Origin of the sequence: Dactylosporangium fulvum (assembly GCF_025137375.1) — a bacterium.
In the GTDB taxonomy this organism is placed as follows: Bacteria; Actinomycetota; Actinomycetes; order Mycobacteriales; family Micromonosporaceae; genus Dactylosporangium; species Dactylosporangium fulvum.
In genome coordinates this window covers 838,418-856,224 of record NZ_CP073720.1, presented here as the reverse complement: position 1 = coordinate 856,224, position 17,807 = coordinate 838,418, and the positions used below count along the sequence as shown (strand labels likewise).

At 71.4% G+C, this 17,807-nt stretch carries 16 protein-coding genes and 1 riboswitch; of the genes, 6 read left to right on the top strand and 10 right to left on the bottom strand.

Features of this window, described 5'->3' with window-relative positions:
- Positions 1–42: 42 nt before the first annotated feature.
- Positions 43–831, top strand: coding sequence for a hypothetical protein (locus Dfulv_RS03900; RefSeq protein ID WP_259861227.1), 789 nt, complete (start codon positions 43–45; stop codon positions 829–831).
- Between the two features lie 134 nt (positions 832–965).
- On the opposite strand, the gene Dfulv_RS03895 is transcribed toward Dfulv_RS03900, so the two are convergent.
- The 3 genes from Dfulv_RS03895 to Dfulv_RS03885 form a co-directional block, all read right to left on the bottom strand.
- A complete protein-coding gene (locus Dfulv_RS03895; protein ID WP_259867395.1) occupies positions 966–1,979 on the bottom strand; it encodes an inorganic phosphate transporter in 1,014 nt (337 codons plus the stop codon).
- A gap of 2 nt (positions 1,980–1,981) precedes the next feature.
- Positions 1,982–2,608 (bottom strand): DUF47 domain-containing protein, encoded by a 627-nt coding sequence (locus Dfulv_RS03890; protein ID WP_259861226.1) that lies wholly within the window; start codon positions 2,606–2,608, stop codon positions 1,982–1,984.
- A 132-nt stretch (positions 2,609–2,740) separates the two neighbouring features.
- Positions 2,741–3,661: a PI-PLC domain-containing protein gene (locus Dfulv_RS03885; protein WP_259861225.1), complete on the bottom strand. Its 921-nt coding sequence runs from the start codon at positions 3,659–3,661 to the stop codon at positions 2,741–2,743.
- Positions 3,662–3,720: 59 nt separating this feature from the next.
- On the opposite strand from Dfulv_RS03885, the gene sigJ reads away from it, so the two are divergent.
- Complete coding sequence (gene sigJ, locus Dfulv_RS03880) at positions 3,721–4,623, top strand: RNA polymerase sigma factor SigJ (protein WP_319805758.1); 903 nt, start codon at positions 3,721–3,723, stop codon at positions 4,621–4,623.
- On the opposite strand, the gene Dfulv_RS03875 is transcribed toward sigJ, so the two are convergent.
- Positions 4,606–5,106: a DUF402 domain-containing protein gene (locus tag Dfulv_RS03875; RefSeq protein ID WP_259861224.1), complete on the bottom strand. Its 501-nt coding sequence runs from the start codon at positions 5,104–5,106 to the stop codon at positions 4,606–4,608. The genes sigJ and Dfulv_RS03875 overlap by 18 nt on opposite strands.
- Before the next feature lie 148 nt (positions 5,107–5,254).
- Between Dfulv_RS03875 and Dfulv_RS03870 the strand changes: the two genes are divergently transcribed.
- Positions 5,255–7,210, top strand: coding sequence for an ATP-dependent DNA helicase (locus Dfulv_RS03870; protein ID WP_259867391.1), 1,956 nt, complete (start codon positions 5,255–5,257; stop codon positions 7,208–7,210).
- Positions 7,211–7,323: 113 nt separating this feature from the next.
- On the opposite strand, the gene Dfulv_RS03865 is transcribed toward Dfulv_RS03870, so the two are convergent.
- On the bottom strand, positions 7,324–8,580 hold the full coding sequence (locus tag Dfulv_RS03865; protein WP_259861223.1) for an AI-2E family transporter: 1,257 nt from the start codon (positions 8,578–8,580) through the stop codon (positions 7,324–7,326).
- 100 nt (positions 8,581–8,680) lie between these two features.
- On the opposite strand from Dfulv_RS03865, the gene Dfulv_RS03860 reads away from it, so the two are divergent.
- Complete coding sequence (locus Dfulv_RS03860) at positions 8,681–9,040, top strand: GroES family chaperonin (RefSeq protein ID WP_259861222.1); 360 nt, start codon at positions 8,681–8,683, stop codon at positions 9,038–9,040.
- Here Dfulv_RS03860 and Dfulv_RS03855 read toward each other — a convergent pair.
- Positions 9,031–10,518 carry a PrsW family intramembrane metalloprotease gene (locus Dfulv_RS03855; RefSeq protein ID WP_319805757.1) on the bottom strand — a complete coding sequence of 496 codons (1,488 nt, stop codon included), beginning with the start codon at positions 10,516–10,518 and terminating at the stop codon, positions 9,031–9,033. The genes Dfulv_RS03860 and Dfulv_RS03855 overlap by 10 nt on opposite strands.
- A gap of 704 nt (positions 10,519–11,222) precedes the next feature.
- Positions 11,223–11,339, top strand: a riboswitch (SAM riboswitch).
- A gap of 13 nt (positions 11,340–11,352) precedes the next feature.
- On the opposite strand from Dfulv_RS03855, the gene Dfulv_RS03850 reads away from it, so the two are divergent.
- Positions 11,353–12,591 carry an aminotransferase class V-fold PLP-dependent enzyme gene (locus Dfulv_RS03850; protein ID WP_259861221.1) on the top strand — a complete coding sequence of 413 codons (1,239 nt, stop codon included), beginning with the start codon at positions 11,353–11,355 and terminating at the stop codon, positions 12,589–12,591.
- Here Dfulv_RS03850 and ligD (Dfulv_RS03845) read toward each other — a convergent pair.
- Together ligD (Dfulv_RS03845) and ligD (Dfulv_RS03840) are read right to left on the bottom strand one after the other, a co-directional pair.
- Positions 12,556–13,443 (bottom strand): non-homologous end-joining DNA ligase, encoded by an 888-nt coding sequence (gene ligD, locus Dfulv_RS03845; RefSeq protein WP_259861220.1) that lies wholly within the window; start codon positions 13,441–13,443, stop codon positions 12,556–12,558. The two genes, Dfulv_RS03850 and ligD (Dfulv_RS03845), sit on opposite strands and share 36 nt — an antisense overlap.
- Positions 13,436–14,368 (bottom strand): non-homologous end-joining DNA ligase, encoded by a 933-nt coding sequence (gene ligD / locus Dfulv_RS03840; protein ID WP_259861219.1) that lies wholly within the window; start codon positions 14,366–14,368, stop codon positions 13,436–13,438. Before ligD (Dfulv_RS03840) ends, ligD (Dfulv_RS03845) begins: the two co-directional genes overlap by 8 nt.
- A 95-nt stretch (positions 14,369–14,463) precedes the next feature.
- On the opposite strand from ligD (Dfulv_RS03840), the gene ku reads away from it, so the two are divergent.
- Positions 14,464–15,414, top strand: coding sequence for a non-homologous end joining protein Ku (gene ku / locus Dfulv_RS03835; protein WP_259867387.1), 951 nt, complete (start codon positions 14,464–14,466; stop codon positions 15,412–15,414).
- 252 nt (positions 15,415–15,666) lie between these two features.
- Here the strand turns inward: ku and Dfulv_RS03830 are convergent, their stop codons facing one another.
- Positions 15,667–16,137 carry a hypothetical protein gene (locus Dfulv_RS03830; protein ID WP_259861218.1) on the bottom strand — a complete coding sequence of 157 codons (471 nt, stop codon included), beginning with the start codon at positions 16,135–16,137 and terminating at the stop codon, positions 15,667–15,669.
- Positions 16,134–17,771, bottom strand: coding sequence for a fatty acid--CoA ligase (locus tag Dfulv_RS03825; protein WP_406567922.1), 1,638 nt, complete (start codon positions 17,769–17,771; stop codon positions 16,134–16,136). Before Dfulv_RS03825 ends, Dfulv_RS03830 begins: the two co-directional genes overlap by 4 nt.
- Between the last annotated feature and the right edge of the window lie 36 nt (positions 17,772–17,807).

Below are 17,807 nucleotides of genomic sequence, written 5' to 3'. Positions count from 1 at the left end.
CCGGCTGGCGGCGTCACGCTTTCCGGCTGCGAGGATGGAGCGGTGAAACGTCGTCACTGGATCGTCGCCGGTGTGGCCGCGTGGGCGCTCGTCATAGGCGGGCTCGCCTACTACTCGTACCGCAACGACCGTCCGACGTCCCGTGACCAGACGACGATCGCTGAGGCGTTGCCGACCATGGACACAGCGCTCGGGCACGTCTACGCCGCGCTCGACCCGGCCACGACGGTGGGTGTCCTCGGCGGGTACACACGCACGGAGCGCAGTTGCCGGGTGACGTCGGCCCGTGAGGGCACCCGCTTCGAACGGGTGCTCATCGTCTACACGAAAAAGGACCAGGAGCCGGCGGTGCTGGACCGGGTCAAGACGGCGCTCCCCGCAGGCTACGGGGCGAGCGTGACCCACACCGCGTCCTCCCACGTGCTGAACGCCGACGCGGGCAACTTCGTGGCGATGCGCGGCGGGGTGACCGCGCCGGGGACGGTGCGGTTCACGGTCGACACCGGCTGCCGGGTGCAGGACAAGGCGGTCACGGAGACGACCCCGCCGTCGGAGAGCGCCAACCGTGCCCCCGTCCAGGCGGTGCTGGACACGCTGGGCCAGAGTGCCGAATCCTGGTCGACGCACAGGCTGACGTGCCCGTCGGGCGGCGCCCTGTGGACGGTGGAGGCAACGGCGCCGGGCGACGCCGCGAAGGCCCGGACGACGGTTCCACCGGCCGCCGTGGTCCTCGACGACCCGAAGGTGTTCGCCTACCGCGCGGGCACGGCGGGCGTTTCGATCCGCACCGGCGACGGCAAGCTGGTGATCACCTCCACGGCCAGCTGCTGATCCGCTGAGCGTGCCGGGCCGGCGTTCCGGCCGGGCTCGGACCTGGCCGGCTGCCGGGAGGCTCCACCACGGCGCGGCGCCGGAAGCAGCAGGGCCGCGCTCGGATCGAGCGCGGCCCTGGACGGCAACGGCGGTCAGAACAGCGGGCGGACGACCAGATACGAGACCACCGCGATCAATGCCGCCGCCGGGAAGGTCAGGATCCAGGCCACCACGATGTTGCCCGCCACGCTCCAGCGGACCGCCGACAGGCGCTTCGTCGCGCCGACGCCCATGATCGCCGACGTGATCGTGTGCGTCGTCGAGATCGGCAGGCCGAGCTGCGACGTGGTGAACAGGACGCCCGACGCCACCGTCTCGGCGGCGAAGCCCTGCGGTGGGTCGAGGTCGATGACCTTGCGGCCCAGCGTGCGGATGATGCGCCAGCCGCCGGAGTAGGTGCCCAGCGCCAGCACCGTGGACGAGGCCAGGAAGACCCACTCCGGGATGTGCGTCGTGTTGTCCTGGTAGCCGCCGGCGTACAGGGCCAGCACCACGATGCCCATCGTCTTGGCGGCGTCCTGCATGCCGTGGCCGACCGACATGGCGGCGGCCGAGACGGTCTGGGCGTAGCGGAAGCCGCGGTTGAGCTTGCGCGGGTTGCCGTGGCGGAAGATCCACATGATGGCCAGCATCATGACGCCGCCGAGCAGGAAGCCGACCAGCGGCGAAGCGACCATCGGCACGATGACCTTCTCGAGGATGCCCGTCCAGAGCACCTCGCCGTCGTGGCCGAGCCAGATCGAGCCCAGGGTGGCGCCGACAAGACCGCCGAAGAGCGCGTGGGACGACGAGGACGGGATCCCGAAGTACCAGGTGATGAGGTTCCAGGAGATGGCACCTACGACGCCGGCGAAGACGATGCCCAGGCTGGCTATGCCCGTCGGCAGGTCGACGATGCCGCTGCCGACCGTCTTGGCCACCTGGCCGCCGAGGTGGGCGCCGACGAAGTTGCCGATCGCGGCCATCAGCAGGCCGGTGCGCGGACTGAGGGCACGCGTCGAGACAGAGGTGGCGATCGCGTTGGCCGCATCGTGGAAGCCGTTGGTGTAGTCGAAGACAAGAGCCACCACGATGACGGCGAACACCGCCACGAATTGCGCGTCGATGGCTACGACTCCTTGACCACGATGGTCTCGACGGTGTTCGCCACGTGCTCGAACGCGTCGCAGGCCGCCTCCAGCTCGTCGACGACCTCCTTCATCTTCAGTACGGTCAACGCGTCGTACTCACCGGAGAAGAGCCGGACGAGCGCCATGCGATACGCACTGTCGCCCTCGTTCTCCAGCCGGTTGCACTCGACCCAGTACTCCTCGAGGTCCTTCATGGTCTTCAGCCGGGGCATGGCGTCGGCGGTGAGCCGGGCCTGCTGGTCGAGGACCTTGACGATCTCGTGCAGCTCGCGGGGCAGCGCCGGCAGCTTGGTGAGGCCGTAGAGGTACAGCAGGCTGCCGACGGCCTCCAGGTGGTCCATCACGTCGTCGAGCAGCGAGCCCAGCCGGTAGATGTCCTCCCGGTCGAAGGGCGTGATGAAGCTCGAGTTGATCTTCTTATACAGCTCGTGCGTGATCGCGTCGCTGTCGTGCTCGACCTCGACGAGCCGCTCGCTCACGGACTGCACGTCGGTGCCCGGCAGGGCCAGCTCGGACAGCAGGTCGGTGCCCTTGACGAGGTTCTGCGCCGCACGGCTGAAGAACTCGTAGAACGAATCGTCGCTAGGACGCAGCCTCAACCGCACAGCTATGACCTCGATACCTCGGAAATGAAGCGCCGGACATCCCTCTCGGCAGGGAATCGTAGGGCAAGGCTTGATCGTCGCCGAACGGCCAGCCCCCACCAGCAGGTAGTTCACTTGCCGTTCACCGCTAGTTCACCTTGGACTGGGCGCTCGCTCCGGCGCGTATCGAACCGGCGCCGCCCGGTGCTTGTACTCGCGGCGGACCGGCCGGCGGAGGAACCTGGCGAGCGCCGCACGGTGACGACTGCCGATCAGGTCGGCGTCGGCCGCCTGCAACTCCCGCCAGAAGGCCGTCCGCACCTGGCGCGGCGCCTCCGGAACATCGACGAACCGGACCTGCCTGCCGCCCTCGTGCGCGGCCCTGACCAGGGAACGGACGATGTGGCGGGCCTCCGCCGGAAACTCCGGCCACTCCTCGAGCGGGTCGTAATCGAGCCGCGCGGCGAGGGCCTCACAGATCAACGGCGCCACCGACACCGGCAGCCCGCCGGGCTCCAGGTCGCTGAAGCGGCCCTCCAGGAAGGCGTGCCGCTCGTACGCGCCGAGCACGTCGGCCCGCGACCAGTGCGGGCCGGTGAGCACGACGGTGATCGCGCCCGGGACGACGCGGCCGCCGAGAAATGTGGTGAGTATCGCAGCGTGCGGACGCAGGACACGGTCGACGGCCTCGTACGGCGAGCCCTCCGCCGAGCGCACCAGCAGCAGAAACGGCTCGGCCCGGCGGGCATGGACCCGGCCGAGCGGATTGGCCGCGACCCGGTTGGCCAGCGGCGCGATCACGGCCTGCTCGAACGTCGGCGGCTCCTGACCGGGCGGGACCGTGCAGGTCAGCCGCAGGACGCCGGCGTGGAGCCGGACACCGACCTCCACGGCGGCATAGCCGTGACGGGCCGCGGTGACGGCCGGGTCGACAGGCCCGTCCACGGCGACGTAGAGCCCCCGCGCTAGATAGGGGCGGCCCCTGCGGGCCCGCGCCGCCGCGGCCGCGCCGAGACTGCCCAGTGCCGCCAGCCCGACGAGGCCACCGGCGACCGTGGCCAGACCATTACTCATTCGTAAATCGTACTTAACACCCAAATCACCCGACGGGCAATTGCTGGTTGAATTGAGCCGTGACGGACGCGTTCAGCGCGCATCGGGAGCACCTGTTCGGGGTGGCGTACCGGATGCTGGGTAGCCGGGCCGACGCCGAGGACGTCGTGCAGGAGGCCTGGCTGCGATACGCGGCGGCGGATCAGGCCGCCATCGTCGATCTGCGCGCCTGGCTGACCACGGTGACCGGGCGGATCTGCCTCGACACGCTGCGCTCGGCCCGGGTGCGGCGCGAGGCGTACGTCGGGCCATGGCTGCCGGAGCCGCTCATCGAGCGGCTGCCCGACCCGGGCACCGACCCCGGCGAGACGGTGGCGCTCAGCGACAGCGTGAGCATCGCCCTGCTGCTGGTCCTCGACACGTTGACGCCGGAGCAGCGGGTCGCGTTCGTGCTGCACGACGTCTTCGGGGTGCCGTTCGCCGAGGTCGCGGCCACACTCGGTACGACCACCGAAAACGTCCGGCAGCTGGCCTCACGCGCACGGCGGGCCGTCTCGGCGGGCGAACGCCGGCACACCACCTCCCGCGCCCGCCAGGCCGAGGTCATGGCCGCCTTCACCGCGGCGGCCTCCGGCGGCGACCTCGACGCACTGCTGAAGGTCCTGGCGCCCGACGTGGTGGCGTTCGGCGACGGCGGCGGGATCGGACCGGCTGCGCGGCGGCCCGTCGTCGGCGCCCTGCCGGTGGCGCGATTCCTCCTCGGCCTGTTCCGACAGGTGCAGAAGTTCGGCTTCGAGATGCATCCGGTGCTGGTCAACGGCGACGTCGGCGTGGTGGTGCGGATGCACAACGCCGCGTGGGAGGGCCTGCCGCCCGACGCGCTCGTCGTCTCCAGCCTCGCGGTCAGCCCCGAGGGGCTGGTCACCGGCGTCTACAACCAGCTGAACCCGGCGAAGCTGCAGGGACTAGGAGACAAGATCTAGCCATTGGTGGTACTGCGTGCCGAACGGTTCCACCCGCTCGGACACGGCGCCGAACAGCCACCCGGCGCTGTCCTGCGCCGAGGCGACGACCTCGGGCGGGTAGCCGTACCTGATCTGGTGCGCGGCGAACTCGTCCTCGTCGAGCAGCTCCACCGCACCCGTCCGCCGGCGGCGCACGTCGAGGTCGAGGTCGATCGCGGTGACCTCCTCCGCACCGAGCCAGTGCGGGACGGTGGTGATGTCGCAGTAGATCTCCGTGCGGTGCGGCGCCGCGTTGAAGCAGGCGGTCCACCAGGACTGCCGCGGGAAGAGCAGGACGTGCGGGCCCTCGACGGGACCGGTCCGGACCGGTCCACGGTGGACGATCGTGCCGCTGTCCGCGCCGACCCAGATGCCGTGATCGTCTTCGCCGAGCAACCGGGTCTCGTAGTTCCAGTGGAGCGAACCGTCGAACTTTCGGTATACGACGCGTACCTGGGTCATGAGCACATTCTGTCGTAGGTAGGGGGTAGCGTGCCTTGGCGTGACAGCCACCGCCCCGGTCCAGCGCGCCCGTCCCCATGTCTCCGATCTGCTCGCCGCGGCCGTCGGCGCGGTGCCGGGCGGTGCCGAGCGGCCCGGCCAGCAGAAGATGGCCGAGGCGATCACGGCGGCGGTCGAGCGGGATGAGCACCTGCTCGTCCAGGCCGGCACCGGCACCGGCAAGTCGCTGGCCTACCTGGTGCCCTCGCTGCTGGTGGAGGGGCCGGTCGTGGTGTCGACCGCCACCCTGGCGCTGCAGTCCCAGCTCGTCGACCACGACCTGCCACGGCTCGCCGACGCGGTGGAGCGGGTGCTCGGCCGCCGGCCGACGTTCGCCGTGCTCAAGGGCCGCCACCACTACGTCTGCCTGGCCCGGCTGGAGGGGACGTCGGCCGACGAGCCCGACGACGCGCTGTTCGACGTCGGGGAGAGCAAGCCGACCCGCTGGCTCGGCGAGGCCGGGCGGCTCGGCAAGCAGGTCGAGCGGCTGCGCGACTGGGCGATGGAGACCGAGACCGGCGACCGTGACGAGCTCGACCCCGGCGTCGACGACTCCGCCTGGAAGCTCGTGTCGATGCCGGCGCGGGAGTGTGTCGGGGCACAGCGCTGCCCGTATGGCGCGGAGTGTTTCGCCGAGGCGAGCCGCGCCCGGGCCCGCGAGTCCGACATCGTCGTCACCAACCACAGCCTGCTGGCCGTCGACATGCTGGCCGGCCGCCAGATCATCCCGCCGCACCAGCTGCTCGTCATCGACGAGGCCCACGAGCTGGCCGACCGGGTCAGCTCCGCCTCACAGGCCGAGCTGACCCCGGAGCTGCTCGAGCGGGCCGCGCGCCGCTGCCGGCCCTATGTCGACGACGAGGTGGCCGACCGACTCATGGAGGCGGGCGACACGCTCACCGTCGCCCTGGCCGACGCCCCGGCCGGCCGGCTCACCGGGGCACTGCCGACGGTGCTGGGCGAGGCGCTGACCCTGCTCGACGCCGGCGGCCGCAAGGCCCTCGACGGGATCGGCGAGGTCAAGTCCGACGATCACGACCCGGTGCGCAAGCAGCAGGCCAAGGCCATGGTCAGCGACCTGACCAAGATCGCACAGCGGATGATCGCCAACGCCGAGCACGACGTCATCTGGATCGAGCGCGACGACCGTGGCCGCCGGGCCGTCGTGATCGCTCCCCTGTCGGTCGCCGGCACGCTCAACATCCACCTGTTCCACGAGCGCACGGTGGTCGCGACGTCGGCGACCCTGGCGCTGGGCGGGCAGTTCGACACGCTGGCGCGCTCGCTCGGGCTGCCGGTCGCCGTCGAGAAGCCGCCCGTCGCCGAATCGCCGGCCGAGGCGGCCCGGGAGGCGGTCATCCGGGCCGACGCCGCCCGCGACACCGCCGACCTGGCGTGGAACTCACTCGACGTCGGGTCCCCGTTCGACTACGCCAAGCAGGGCATCCTCTACGTCGCGGCGCACCTGCCACGGCCGCAGACCTCGGGCCTGTCGGAGCCGGCGGCCAACGAGATGGTCGAGCTGGTCCAGGCCCTCGGCGGGCGGGCACTGGGCCTGTTCTCGTCGCGGAAGGCCGCCGAGCGGGCGGCCGAGGTGCTGCGGGCGCGGACGCCCGGCATCACGATCCTGCTGCAGGGTGAGGAAGCGCTGCCGATCCTGGTGCGTAAGTTCCGTGAGGACCGCAACAGCTGCCTGCTCGGCGTCATGTCGCTGTGGCAGGGCGTCGACGTGCCCGGCGACGCGTGCCAACTGGTGGTCATCGACCGCCTGCCGTTCCCGCGCCCCGACGAGCCGCTGGCCGCAGCCCGGTCGGCGGCGGTCGACTCCGCAGGCGGCTCGGGCTTCGCGGCGGTCAGCGTGCCGATCGCGGCGGTGCGGCTGGCCCAGGGGGTCGGGCGGCTGATCCGCTCCCGCACCGACAAGGGCGTGGTCGCGGTGCTCGACTCGCGACTGGAGACCGCGCGCAGCTACGGCGCCTACCTGCGCGCGTCACTCCCCCCGTTCTGGTACACGACAAAGTCCGAACTCGTCCGAGGCGCACTGCGCCGGCTCTCGGCGTCGTAGCCAGCCCTGTCCCTGCCGATCATGCCCAGCCGAGACGGAGCCCAGATTTTGCCTGGGCCGGCCGGCTTGGGCGCGGCATCGGGGTCCGTCGCAGGCCGCAAATGATCGGCTAATTAGTCCGAGGAGACGACCACGGCGTCGGGCGGGGGCTCGTGGCGGTGGCTGACCAGGTGGCGGATGCCCGTGTTGAGCACCGCCACCAGCGGCACCGCGACCAGGGCGCCGATGATGCCGGCCAGCACCACGCCCGCCGAGATCGCCACGATCACGGCCAGTGGATGCACCGACACCGCGCGGCCCATGATGAGCGGCTGGAGGACGTGGCCCTCGAGCTGCTGCACCGCGATCACGCCGATGAGCACGACCAGCGCGGCGATCGGGCCCTCGTCGACCAGCGCGATGAGCACGGCGACCGCGCCGGAGACCGTGGCGCCCACGATCGGGACGAAGGCGCCGAGGAACACCAGGGTCGCCAGCGGAAACCAGAAGTCGACGTTGATGATCACCAGCAGGAGGCCGATGCCGAGCGCGTCGATGAACGCGACCAGGACCGTCGCCCGGACGTAGGCCACCAGCGTGAGCCACGCCGCCTCGCCCGCCCGGCGGATCGGGTCGCGGGCCGGGGTGGGCAGCACGCCGGTGAGGAAGTACCAGATCCGCTTGCCGTCGCGCATGAAGAAGAACGTCACGAACAGGACCAGGAACAGCAGCGCGAGAAACTCGATGGTCGCCGTGGCCGTGGACACGGCGCTGTCGGTGAGGCTGCCGCGGTTCTCGCTGAGCCAGGTGGTCGCCGCGTCGAACGTCGCGTCGAGCTGGCGGCCGCTGAGGTGCAGCGGGCCGGCCGTGAGCCAGTCCTGGATCTGCTGCACACCGGCAGCCGCCTTGTCGGACAGCCCCGGGAAGCCGGCCACGAACTCGCTGACCACCAGCGTCAGCACCCCGGCGACCGCGGCCAGGCCGGCGATGAGCACCAGGAACGCGGCCAGGGACGGGGGCAGCCTCATCCGGCGGCGCAGGACCCCCATCATCGGCGCCAGCAGCGCCGAGAGCAGCAGCGCGATGCTCAGCGGGATGAGGACCGTCTTGAGCCGGCCGATCAGCCACAGCAGCACGGCAGCGGCGGCGATCAGCACCAGCAGCCGCCACGACCAGGCCGCGGCGATCCGCAGGCCGTGCGGAACCTCCGCGTCGTCGCGGCTCATCGTCGACGGGTGGCCGGGCACGAGCTCCGGCTCGAACTCCTCCAGCACCGGCACCCCGTCAAGGGCCTCCGCCGCGTCGGCGGCCGCCCGCTCAGCACGGGCGTTCTCGAGCCGCTGCAGGTAGGCGCGGCGCAGATTGGCGCGCACCTGATCGAACCGGCCCACAAAAAATCCTCCTCGGCGACGCCCGGCGATCCGAACGGTCTTCTCACCGTAGACCGGGCCGAGCGGCAATGGCACGCATCAAGGCGGTAGCGTCGCAAGCGTGACAGCCCAGCCCGCCACCACTCCGCCGAGCGACGACATCGACGCCGGCCTGCCGATCCGCCTGCTGCACGACCGGGTGCTCGTCCGGCTCGAGGGCAAGGAGGGGGAACGCCGGCACGCGTCCGGCATCGTGATCCCGGCGACGGCGTCGGTCGGGCGACGACTGTCGTGGGCGACGGCTGTCGGCGTCGGGCCGAACGTGCGGTCGATCGTCGCCGGCGACCGGGTCCTCTTCGACCCGGAGGAGCGTTCCGAGGTGGAGCTACAGGGCCGCGACTACGTGCTGCTCCGCGAGCGCGACGTGCACGCCGTCGCGGCCCGCCGGGTCGAGCCGGACTCGACCGGCCTCTACCTGTAGGGATACGGGTTGGCGGCGTAGACCGGCACCGGCTGTGGCGGACCGAGGACGACCGGCACCGGCACAACCGGGGTCGGCGGGGCGTCCAGCACCCGCACCATGCCGTCGGGGAAGGTGATGTGGTACCGCTGGCCGTCCCACACGGCGCGTGGTGCCTGCGGATCCCGGCCGACGAACACCTGGCGGTAGGCCGCCAGCGCGTTGAGCAGCTGGCGTTCCTCCGCGAGGGTCTCCATCCGGCGATTCGGCTCGCTGTCGAGGCCGCGCCGCATCCCGTCACGCAGCAGCGCCAGGCGGGTCGCGTCGAACTGGAACGCCTTCATCGCCTTGGCGCCCGCGTCGCCGGCGACCCGCTTGGCCCAGCGCCGCGCGGACAGCCGGCGGCCGAGGGTGGCGAGCGCGGCGACCTCGGGCGGGGAGAACCAGCCGGCGTGCGCATACTCGGTGAGGACCCGCTCGGTGAGCCTTCCCTCGTTGGAGCGCAGCCACAGCGCGAACCCGACCATGGCCAGGAAGATCGGCATCATGACGGCGAAGTAGCCGTAGAGCAGCACCCAGGCGCTGGTCGTGGCGGTGACCGACATGAGGTTCCACGCGCCGTGGAGCATCATGGCGACCAGCATCCCGGCGATCGGCGCCAGGAAGCGGACCGACCGGGTCGACGTCCGCGAGGCGACGCCGAGCCCGATACCGGTCATCGACGTGAACAGCGGGTGCGCGAACCCGGTCATCAGGATCCGCACGACGAAGATGGCGATCAGCGCGACGGCGCCCTGCGCCGGCCCGGACTCGTTCGCGGTGTCGCCGTAGCCCTTGAAGCCCAGGTACAGAATGTTCTCGACCATCGCGAAGCCGGTCGCCGACAATCCACAGTAGACAATGCCGTCGATGAGGCCGGAGTACGCCCGGGGGCGCCGCCAGAACAGCAGGATCGGGCCGAGTGCCTTCATGCTCTCTTCGATGAGCGGCGCGAGCAGTACGGCCACCAGCGAGTCGGACAGCCCGGCGCGCTCGGCGAGCACGCTGCCGGTGGTGTTGACGACCAGCGCGACGCCGGTCGCCACACATGCGCCCCAGCCGAAGACGAAGACCAGATACTTGACGGGCTCCGGTTCGTAGCGGTCCAGCCAGAGGAAGCAGAAGACCAGCAGCGGCACCGGGATGACGGCGGATCCGACGCCGACGACGAGGGCGGTCCAGCCGCCGCTGAAGCCGAAGAACGCGAGGACGGCCACCCCGCAGGCGGCGATGAACCCCATGACCCCGATGAGCGTGAGCAGCCGCCGCCGGTCGGAGCGCTTCGCGGGCGGCGCCGCGGCCAGCGCGAGGGCGGCGGTGGGGTACTCCCGCTCGAAGGCGGCGGGCTCGGCCGCCTCGGTGACGTTGGGAACGGCGACGGAGGAGGCGTCCGCCGTGGGTGTCCAACTCCCGGGCGCACCCGGCACGGCCGGCAGGACGGCCGGCCATGGCGAAGGCACCGGCGGGCCGACGGATTGCGCCGTGGCCGGACCGGACACGGCGCCATTGGCAGCAGGCGGACCAGGCGCAGGGCCGGGCGGACCAGGCGGACCAGGCGCGGGGCTGGGTGCACCGGACGCAGGGCCGGGCGCAGGGCCGGGCGGACCGAACGCGGGGCCGGGCGCACCGAACGCAGGGCCGAACGTGGGGCCGGACCCACCGGGCGCGGGACCGAACACCGGGGCGGCCGGGCCGGACACCGGGGCGGCCGGGCCGGACGTGGGAAGCACCGGGCCGGACGCGGCCGGGCCGGACACCGGGTTGGCCAGGCCGGCGGGCGATGACCAGGGGGAATGCTCGGGCGAGCCAGGAGGCGCCGGTCGGGCCCACGGAGAGACGTCGGGGGCGCCCGGCGTGCCAGGTGGCGCCGACGGCTGCCCGGGCGAGGCCCAGGGCACCGGGGCGGCCCACGGAGCACCTGGGGCCTGGGCAGAGGGTGAGGCCGGGGCGAGAGGCGGAGCCGGGGCGGAAGGCGGAGCCGGAGCCGGGGCCGGGGCGGAAGGCGGAGCCGGGGCGGAGGGCGGGGTCCAGGGAGCGTCCGGCTGCGAGGGCGCGTCAGGCTCCGGTGACCGTCCCGCCGGGGATTCGGCCGGTGGCTCGGACGGCGTCCCATTCGGCGGGAGTTCGCTCATGCCGCAACTCTATCCGCGCTATCGTCTCCGGAGGTCATGAGTGCCAGCGCACAAGCCCCGGCTTGCTGGCCGGCAACCCTCGCGTTCGCGGCGGGGTGCCCCGGGTGATGACCCGGCCCGTCGCGCGGTGTGGCGGGCAAGCGCGAGCGAAAGGCCTGTGCCGTGAGCCCTGCCCTGCCCCCTGCCGTCCCGTCGTCCGCCGTCCTCTCGCCGGGCGACGTCAAGCTCCGCAACGGGCGCACCGTCGACTTCGCCAACCTCGACATCGCCGCCACGGCGCCGTGCCTGCGGGTCGTGGCCGACGCCGTGGCCGAACTGCTGCCCTACTACGGCAGCGTCCACCGCGGGGCCGGGGCGCTCTCCGAGCGGTGCACCCGGGAATACGAGCAGGCCCGCGAGACGGTCGCCGACCTGCTCGGCTGCGCGGACGGCGACACCGTCGTCTTCACCCGCAACACCACGGACTCGTTCAACCTGCTCGCCCGGGCCCTGCCGGCGGACACCACCGTGGTCACGTTCGACGCCGAGCACCACGCCAACCTGCTGCCCTGGCCCCGCACGGTGCGCCTCCCCGCGCCCCGGTCCGCCGGTGAGGCGGTGGAGGCGTTGACGCACAGCCTGTACAACCTCGGCGGAAACGTGCTCGTCAGCGTCACGGCGGCGAGCAATGTGACCGGCGAGCTGTGGCCGGTGGCCGAGCTCGCCGACATCGCGCACCGGTTCGGGGCCCGGATCGCGGTCGACGCGGCGCAGCTGGCCCCGCATTCCCAGGTCTCCCTGGCCGAGCTCGGCGCCGACTACGTGGCGTTCTCGGGCCACAAGATCTACGCGCCGTTCGGCGCAGGGGTGCTGGTGGGGCGTGCGGACTGGCTGGACGCCGCGCCGCCGTACCTGGCGGGCGGCGGTGCGAGCGCCAACGTGGCCGCGGACGGGGCGGTGCGCTGGGCCACCGGACCGGCACGCCACGAGGCCGGCACCCCCAACCTGCTGGGCGCGGTCGCGCTGGCCACGGCGTTGCGCGCGCTCGCCGGCACTGACCACCGCAGGGGCGAGGAGGCGCTGGTGCGACGGCTGCGCGCCGGGCTCGCCGAACTGCCGAACGTCGAGGAGCTCCGGCTGTTCCCGGCGGACGCGCCGCGGGTCGGGATCGTGTCGTTTGCGGTGCTCGGCGCCGATCCGGGCGACCTCGCCGTCAGGCTGGGCCGCGACCACGGGATCGGGGTCCGCACGGGGCTGTTCTGCGCGCACCCGCTGACCCGGCAGCTGCTCACCGAGGCCGCGGAGCGCCTCGGGACGACGGCGGCACCGACCCAGGCGGTCCGGGCCAGCGTCGGTCTCGGCACGACACACGAGCACATCGAGCGCCTACTCGACGCGCTCCAGCAGATCGCCCAGCCGTAAGACCCGGTCGAGCACCGTCGCCGGCGTCAGGTCGGCGGCGGTGATCTCGCCGGCCTCGACCTCCGCCCAGGTCAGCGGTGCGCTGACGGTCGGCGTCGCGCCGGCCCGCAGGGAATACGGCGTAATCGTCGTCTTGAACGCGTTGTTCTGGCTCCAGTCGAGGAACACCTTGCCCGGGCGCAGCTGCTTGGCCATCTTCGCCACGACCAGGTCCGGCCGCTGCTGGGCGAGCCGCTCGGCGACCGCCTTCGCGTACGCGCTGATCTCGTCGGCCGTCTCGTCGCCGGGCAGCGGCGCGACCAACTGCATGCCCTTGCGGCCGGAGGTCTTCGGACAGCAGGTCAGCCCGTCGACGCGCAGCTGGTCACGGACGAGGAGCGCGACCTCGAAGCACTCCGGCAGGCCGGCGGGCGGGCCGGGGTCGAGGTCGACGACCAGCTGGTCGGGGTCGAGCACCTCCCCCTCCTCGTCGACCTGCCACTGCGGCGTGTGCAGTTCGAGGGCCGCGAGGTTGGCCAGCCAGACCAGGGTGGGCAGTTCCTCGACGACGATGAAGTCGATCCGCTCGCGCTTCCTGGTCGAGCCGGGGACCGGCCGGCGGACGGTGCGGACCCAGTCGGGGGTGCCGGCCGGTGCGTTCTTCTCGAAGAAGCTGTCGCCGTCGACACCGTTGGGGTACCGGACCCGGGTGAGCGGCCGCCCGGCGAGATGCGGCAGCAGGGTCGGCGCGACGCGGGTGTAGTAGTCGATGACCTCGCCCTTGGTGAACCCTGCCTGCGGGTACAACACTTTGTCGAGGTTGGAGATCTCCAACTGCCGGCCGTCGACCTCCACGCGCACCCGGTCAGGCATCACGCACCTCTTCCGGCGAGAGGTCGGGGCGGATGCGCTGGAAGCGGGGGAACCGCAGCCGCCCGTCGCGGGTGCGGTGGCTGAACCGCACCTCGACCACGAGGTGCGGCCGCACCCAGACGGCACCGCGGGAGTCCTCGCGGGGCACCTCCGCGCCGAACGGCGAGCGGATCGCGGTCAGCGGCTGCAGGGCGGCCAGGAGCGCCCGTTCGGACTCGCCGGAGATGCCGCCGCCGACCCGGCCGCGGTACGCCAGCCCGCCGGGCCCCGGCACCCCGACCAGCAGCGCACCGAGCGCGCGCTTGCCCGGCCGCCAGCCCCCGACGACAAACTCGCAGCTCTCCTCCTGCTTCACCTTGACCCAGTCGGTCGTGCGCAGCCCCGGGTGGTACAGCGAGTCGGTCCGCTTCGCCACCACACCCTCCAGCCGGTTCTCGCGGCTCGCGGCCACGGTCGCCGGGCCGTCGTCGAACGACGGAGGGACGATGGCGCGGGACCCCAGGGTCAGGGTTTCGAGTCGTTCCCGGCGGAAGTGGTACGGGCTGAGCAGCAGATCCGCACCTTCGATGCGCAACGCGTCGAAGACCAGATAGGTCACGGGCACGGCGGCGGCGAGCCGGGCGGCGCGGTGCGGGTCGCGCACGTGCATGCGCTCGGCGAGGACCTGGAACGACGGCTGCCCGCTCGGGTCCATGGCCACGACCTCACCGTCGAGCACCGAGTCGTCGAGCCCGCGGCCGATCCCGGCCAGCTCGGGATACGCGGCCGTGATCTCGGCCCCGCTGCGGGCGAAGAACCGGGTCGTGCCGCCGGTGATCACTGCGATCGCGCGGATGCCGTCCCACTTGAACTCGTACGTCCAGCCGGGCCCGGACGGCAGCACGCCGGCGGAGGCAAGCATCGGCGCAGGCGGACCCCCTCCCATCTGCTCACCATAGATCCCCGCGGGGTTCCTCGCGTACATGTCGAAACGATGCGAAGCTGATGGAGGAAGGTCGACAAGCTGCGGAAAGGGATATGATGCGCGCGATCTGGAAGGGCGCGGTCTCCTTCGGGTTGGTGTCGATCGCCGTCCGGCTCTATTCGGCGACCGACGAGAAGGACATCCGCTTCCACCAGGTGCACCGGGAGGACGGCGGACGGATCAAGTACAAGCGCGTCTGTTCGATCGACGGTGACGAGGTCAGCTACGACGACATCGCCAAGGGCTACGACCTGGGCGGCGGCGAGATGGTGATCCTCACCGACGAGGACTTCGCCGAGCTGCCGCTCACCACCAGCCGCGCGATCGAGGTGCTCGAGTTCGTGCCGGCCGAGCAGGTGGACCCGATTCTCTACAACAAGGCGTACTACCTGGAGCCCGACCAGACCGCGGCGAAGCCGTACGCGCTGCTGCGTGATGCGCTGACCAACACCGAACGCGTCGCGATCGTCAAGGTCGCCCTGCGCCAGCGCGAGCAGCTGGCGACCCTGCGCGTGCGCGACAACGTGCTGGTGCTCAACACGATGCTGTGGCCCGACGAGGTCCGCGCCGCGAAGTTCGACATCCTCGACGAGGACGTAACGGCCCGCCCGGCCGAGCTGGCGATGGCCGGTTCGCTGATCGAGTCGATGGCGGCCGACTTCAACCCGTTGTCGTACACGGACAACTACCGTGAGGCCCTCCAGGAGGTCATCGACGCCAAGGTCGCCGGCCGTGAGGTGGTGCAGCCGGAGGAGACCGAGGAGGCACCGGCGGCGGCGGTCGACCTGATGGCGGCGCTGCGGGCGTCGGTGGAGCGGGCCCGCGCGGCCCGGGGCGAGGAGCCCGCCGAGGCGACCAAGGCCACCAAGACCACGAAGGCCGCCAAAGCCGCCGTGGAGAAGGAGGAGGCCGCGGAGCCGACCCCGATCAAGAAGACCGCAAAAAAGGCGGCGGCGAAGAAGGCGACCCCGGCCAAGAAGACCACGGCCGCGAAGAAGTCCGCCTGACGACCCTTGACGCGTCCATGATCCCGAAGACTTGTGGCTGCGTGGGAGCCTGTTACGCAATTCGGATCCCTCGCGCGTCAACCCCGACAACCGCGTCGATCTTGGAGTTGTGGTCCTTGACAAATCCGGACAAATTCGGAGGTTCATGGCGCCACAACTCCAAGATCGGCGCGTAGTTGGGCCGCTAACGCCGTCCCAGCGAATTGCGCAACAGGCTCCCAGCCGACACCAAGTCTTCGGGATCATGCAGCACTAGGTGGTGGTGCGCGTGAAGTACACGGTCGCCGATGCCTTGTCGAGCAGGAGGGCGTTGTCGATCTCCAGCCAGGCCGGGTCCGGCGGCGCGAACGGCTGCAGGTCGGTGCCGACGTCGGGCGCGGTGCCCGGTTTCGCCGGTTCGGCAGCGAGTGCGGCGGCCCGTTCCGCCGTGACGACCGCGAAGCCCGTCATCACGTAGTCCATCGGGCCGATCTCCGGGCAACTGCGGGCCCGTGCCTCGCGCTCCTGCCAGTGCACCGAGACGATCGGCTTCAGCTGGGGCCACATCTGCTCGATGCGGAGCTTCTCGGTGATCACGGCGGTCTTCGTGGGCTTGCCGTTGTCCTCACAACCGGCAAGCCCCGGCACCCAGTCACGGAGTGCCAGGGCCACACCACAGACCGCGATGAAACAGCTCGCCGTCGCGGCCGCAACGAGCAGAGCGATCTTGGCGGAGCGATTCACGCCCTGATCTCTACCACCTCGAGTCCACCGTCCGCGTAGCTGGCCCGGACCCGCTTCTTGTCGAACTTGCCGACGCTCGTCTTCGGGACCGCCTCGATGAACGACCAGCGCTCCGGCAACTGCCACCGCGCGACCTTGCCGGACAGGAACTCCCGCAGGGTTTCGGCGTCGGCCGTCGCGCCCTCACGCAGTACGACCGTCGCCAACGGCCGCTCGCCCCACTTGTCGTCGGGAACACCGACCACGCAGGCTTCGAGCACCGCCGGGTGGGCCATCAGCGCGTTTTCGAGGTCGACGGAACTGATCCACTCGCCGCCCGACTTGATCACGTCCTTGGCCCGGTCGGTGAGGGTCAGGTACCCGTTCGGCGTCAGCGTGCCGACGTCGCCGGTGCGCAGCCAGCCGTCCTCGAACTTCTCCGGGTCCGGGCCGTCCTCGCCGATGTACTGCGCGGTGATCCACGGGCCGCGCACCTCCAGCTCGCCGACCGCCTTGCCGTCGTTGGGCATCACCTCGCCGAGCGGGCCGACGATGCGCGCCTCGACACCCGCCGGGACGCGGCCCTGGGTGTACCGGAAGGCCCACGCCTCCGGCCCCTCCACGCCGAACGGCGGGCGGGCGACCGAGCCGAGCGGCGACATCTCGGTCATGCCCCAGGCGTGGATGACCTCGATGTCGTAGCGGTCCTTGAACGCGTGCATCAGCGCCGGCGGGCAGGCCGAGCCGCCGATGACAACCTCCTTCAACGAGGAGGTGTCGGTCGGGTTGGCGTCAAGGTAGGCCAGCAGGTCGGTGAAGATCGTCGGCACCGCACCGGCGAAGGTCGGCTTCTCCACGGCGATCATCTGCGCGAGCGGCGCGGCCTGGAGGAACCGGTCCGGCATGATGAGCGACGCCCCGCTCATGAGCGCCGCGTAAGGCAGGCCCCAGGCCATGGCGTGGAACATCGGCACGATGCACAGGTCACGCACCTGCGGCCCGAGGCCGAAGCTCTCCGCCATGCACACCTCCATCGAGTGGAGGTAGATCGACCGGTGGGAGTACGCGACACCCTTGGGGTTTCCGGTGGTACCGCTGGTGTAGCAGAGCGCGGCGGCGTCGTCCTCGTCGACGGCCGGCCAGTCGAAGGTCTCCGACCGGCCGTCGAGCAGCTCCTCCCAGCGGTGCACGGAAACGCCGTCCTTCTGCAGCTTCTCCGTGTCGCCGCCCCCGACGACCACGATGTGCCGGACGGTCGTCAGGTGCGGCAGCACCCCGGCGAGCAGCGGGATCAGCGTCGTGTCGACGATGACGACCCGGTCCTCGGCGTGGTTGGCGATGTAGATCAGCTGCTCCGGGAACAGCCGCAGGTTGAGGGTGTGCAGCACGGCGCCCATGCTGGGCACGGCCAGATATGCGATGAGGTGCTCGGCGTTGTTCCACATCAGGGTGCCGACCCGCTCGTCCCCGGTGACGCCCAGCTCGTCGCGCAGGGCGTTGGCCAGGCGGGCGGCCTGCCGGCCGACCTCCGAGTAGCCGGTGCGACGCGACCCGTCGCCGGTCCACGTCACCACTTCGGAGTCACCGTGAACGGTGGAGCCGTGCTGCAGAATGCGGGAGACCAGGAGGGGTGTCTTCATCATCGTGCTGCGCATAGCCTGCACGGTAATGTGCGCTACGCCACATGGGAA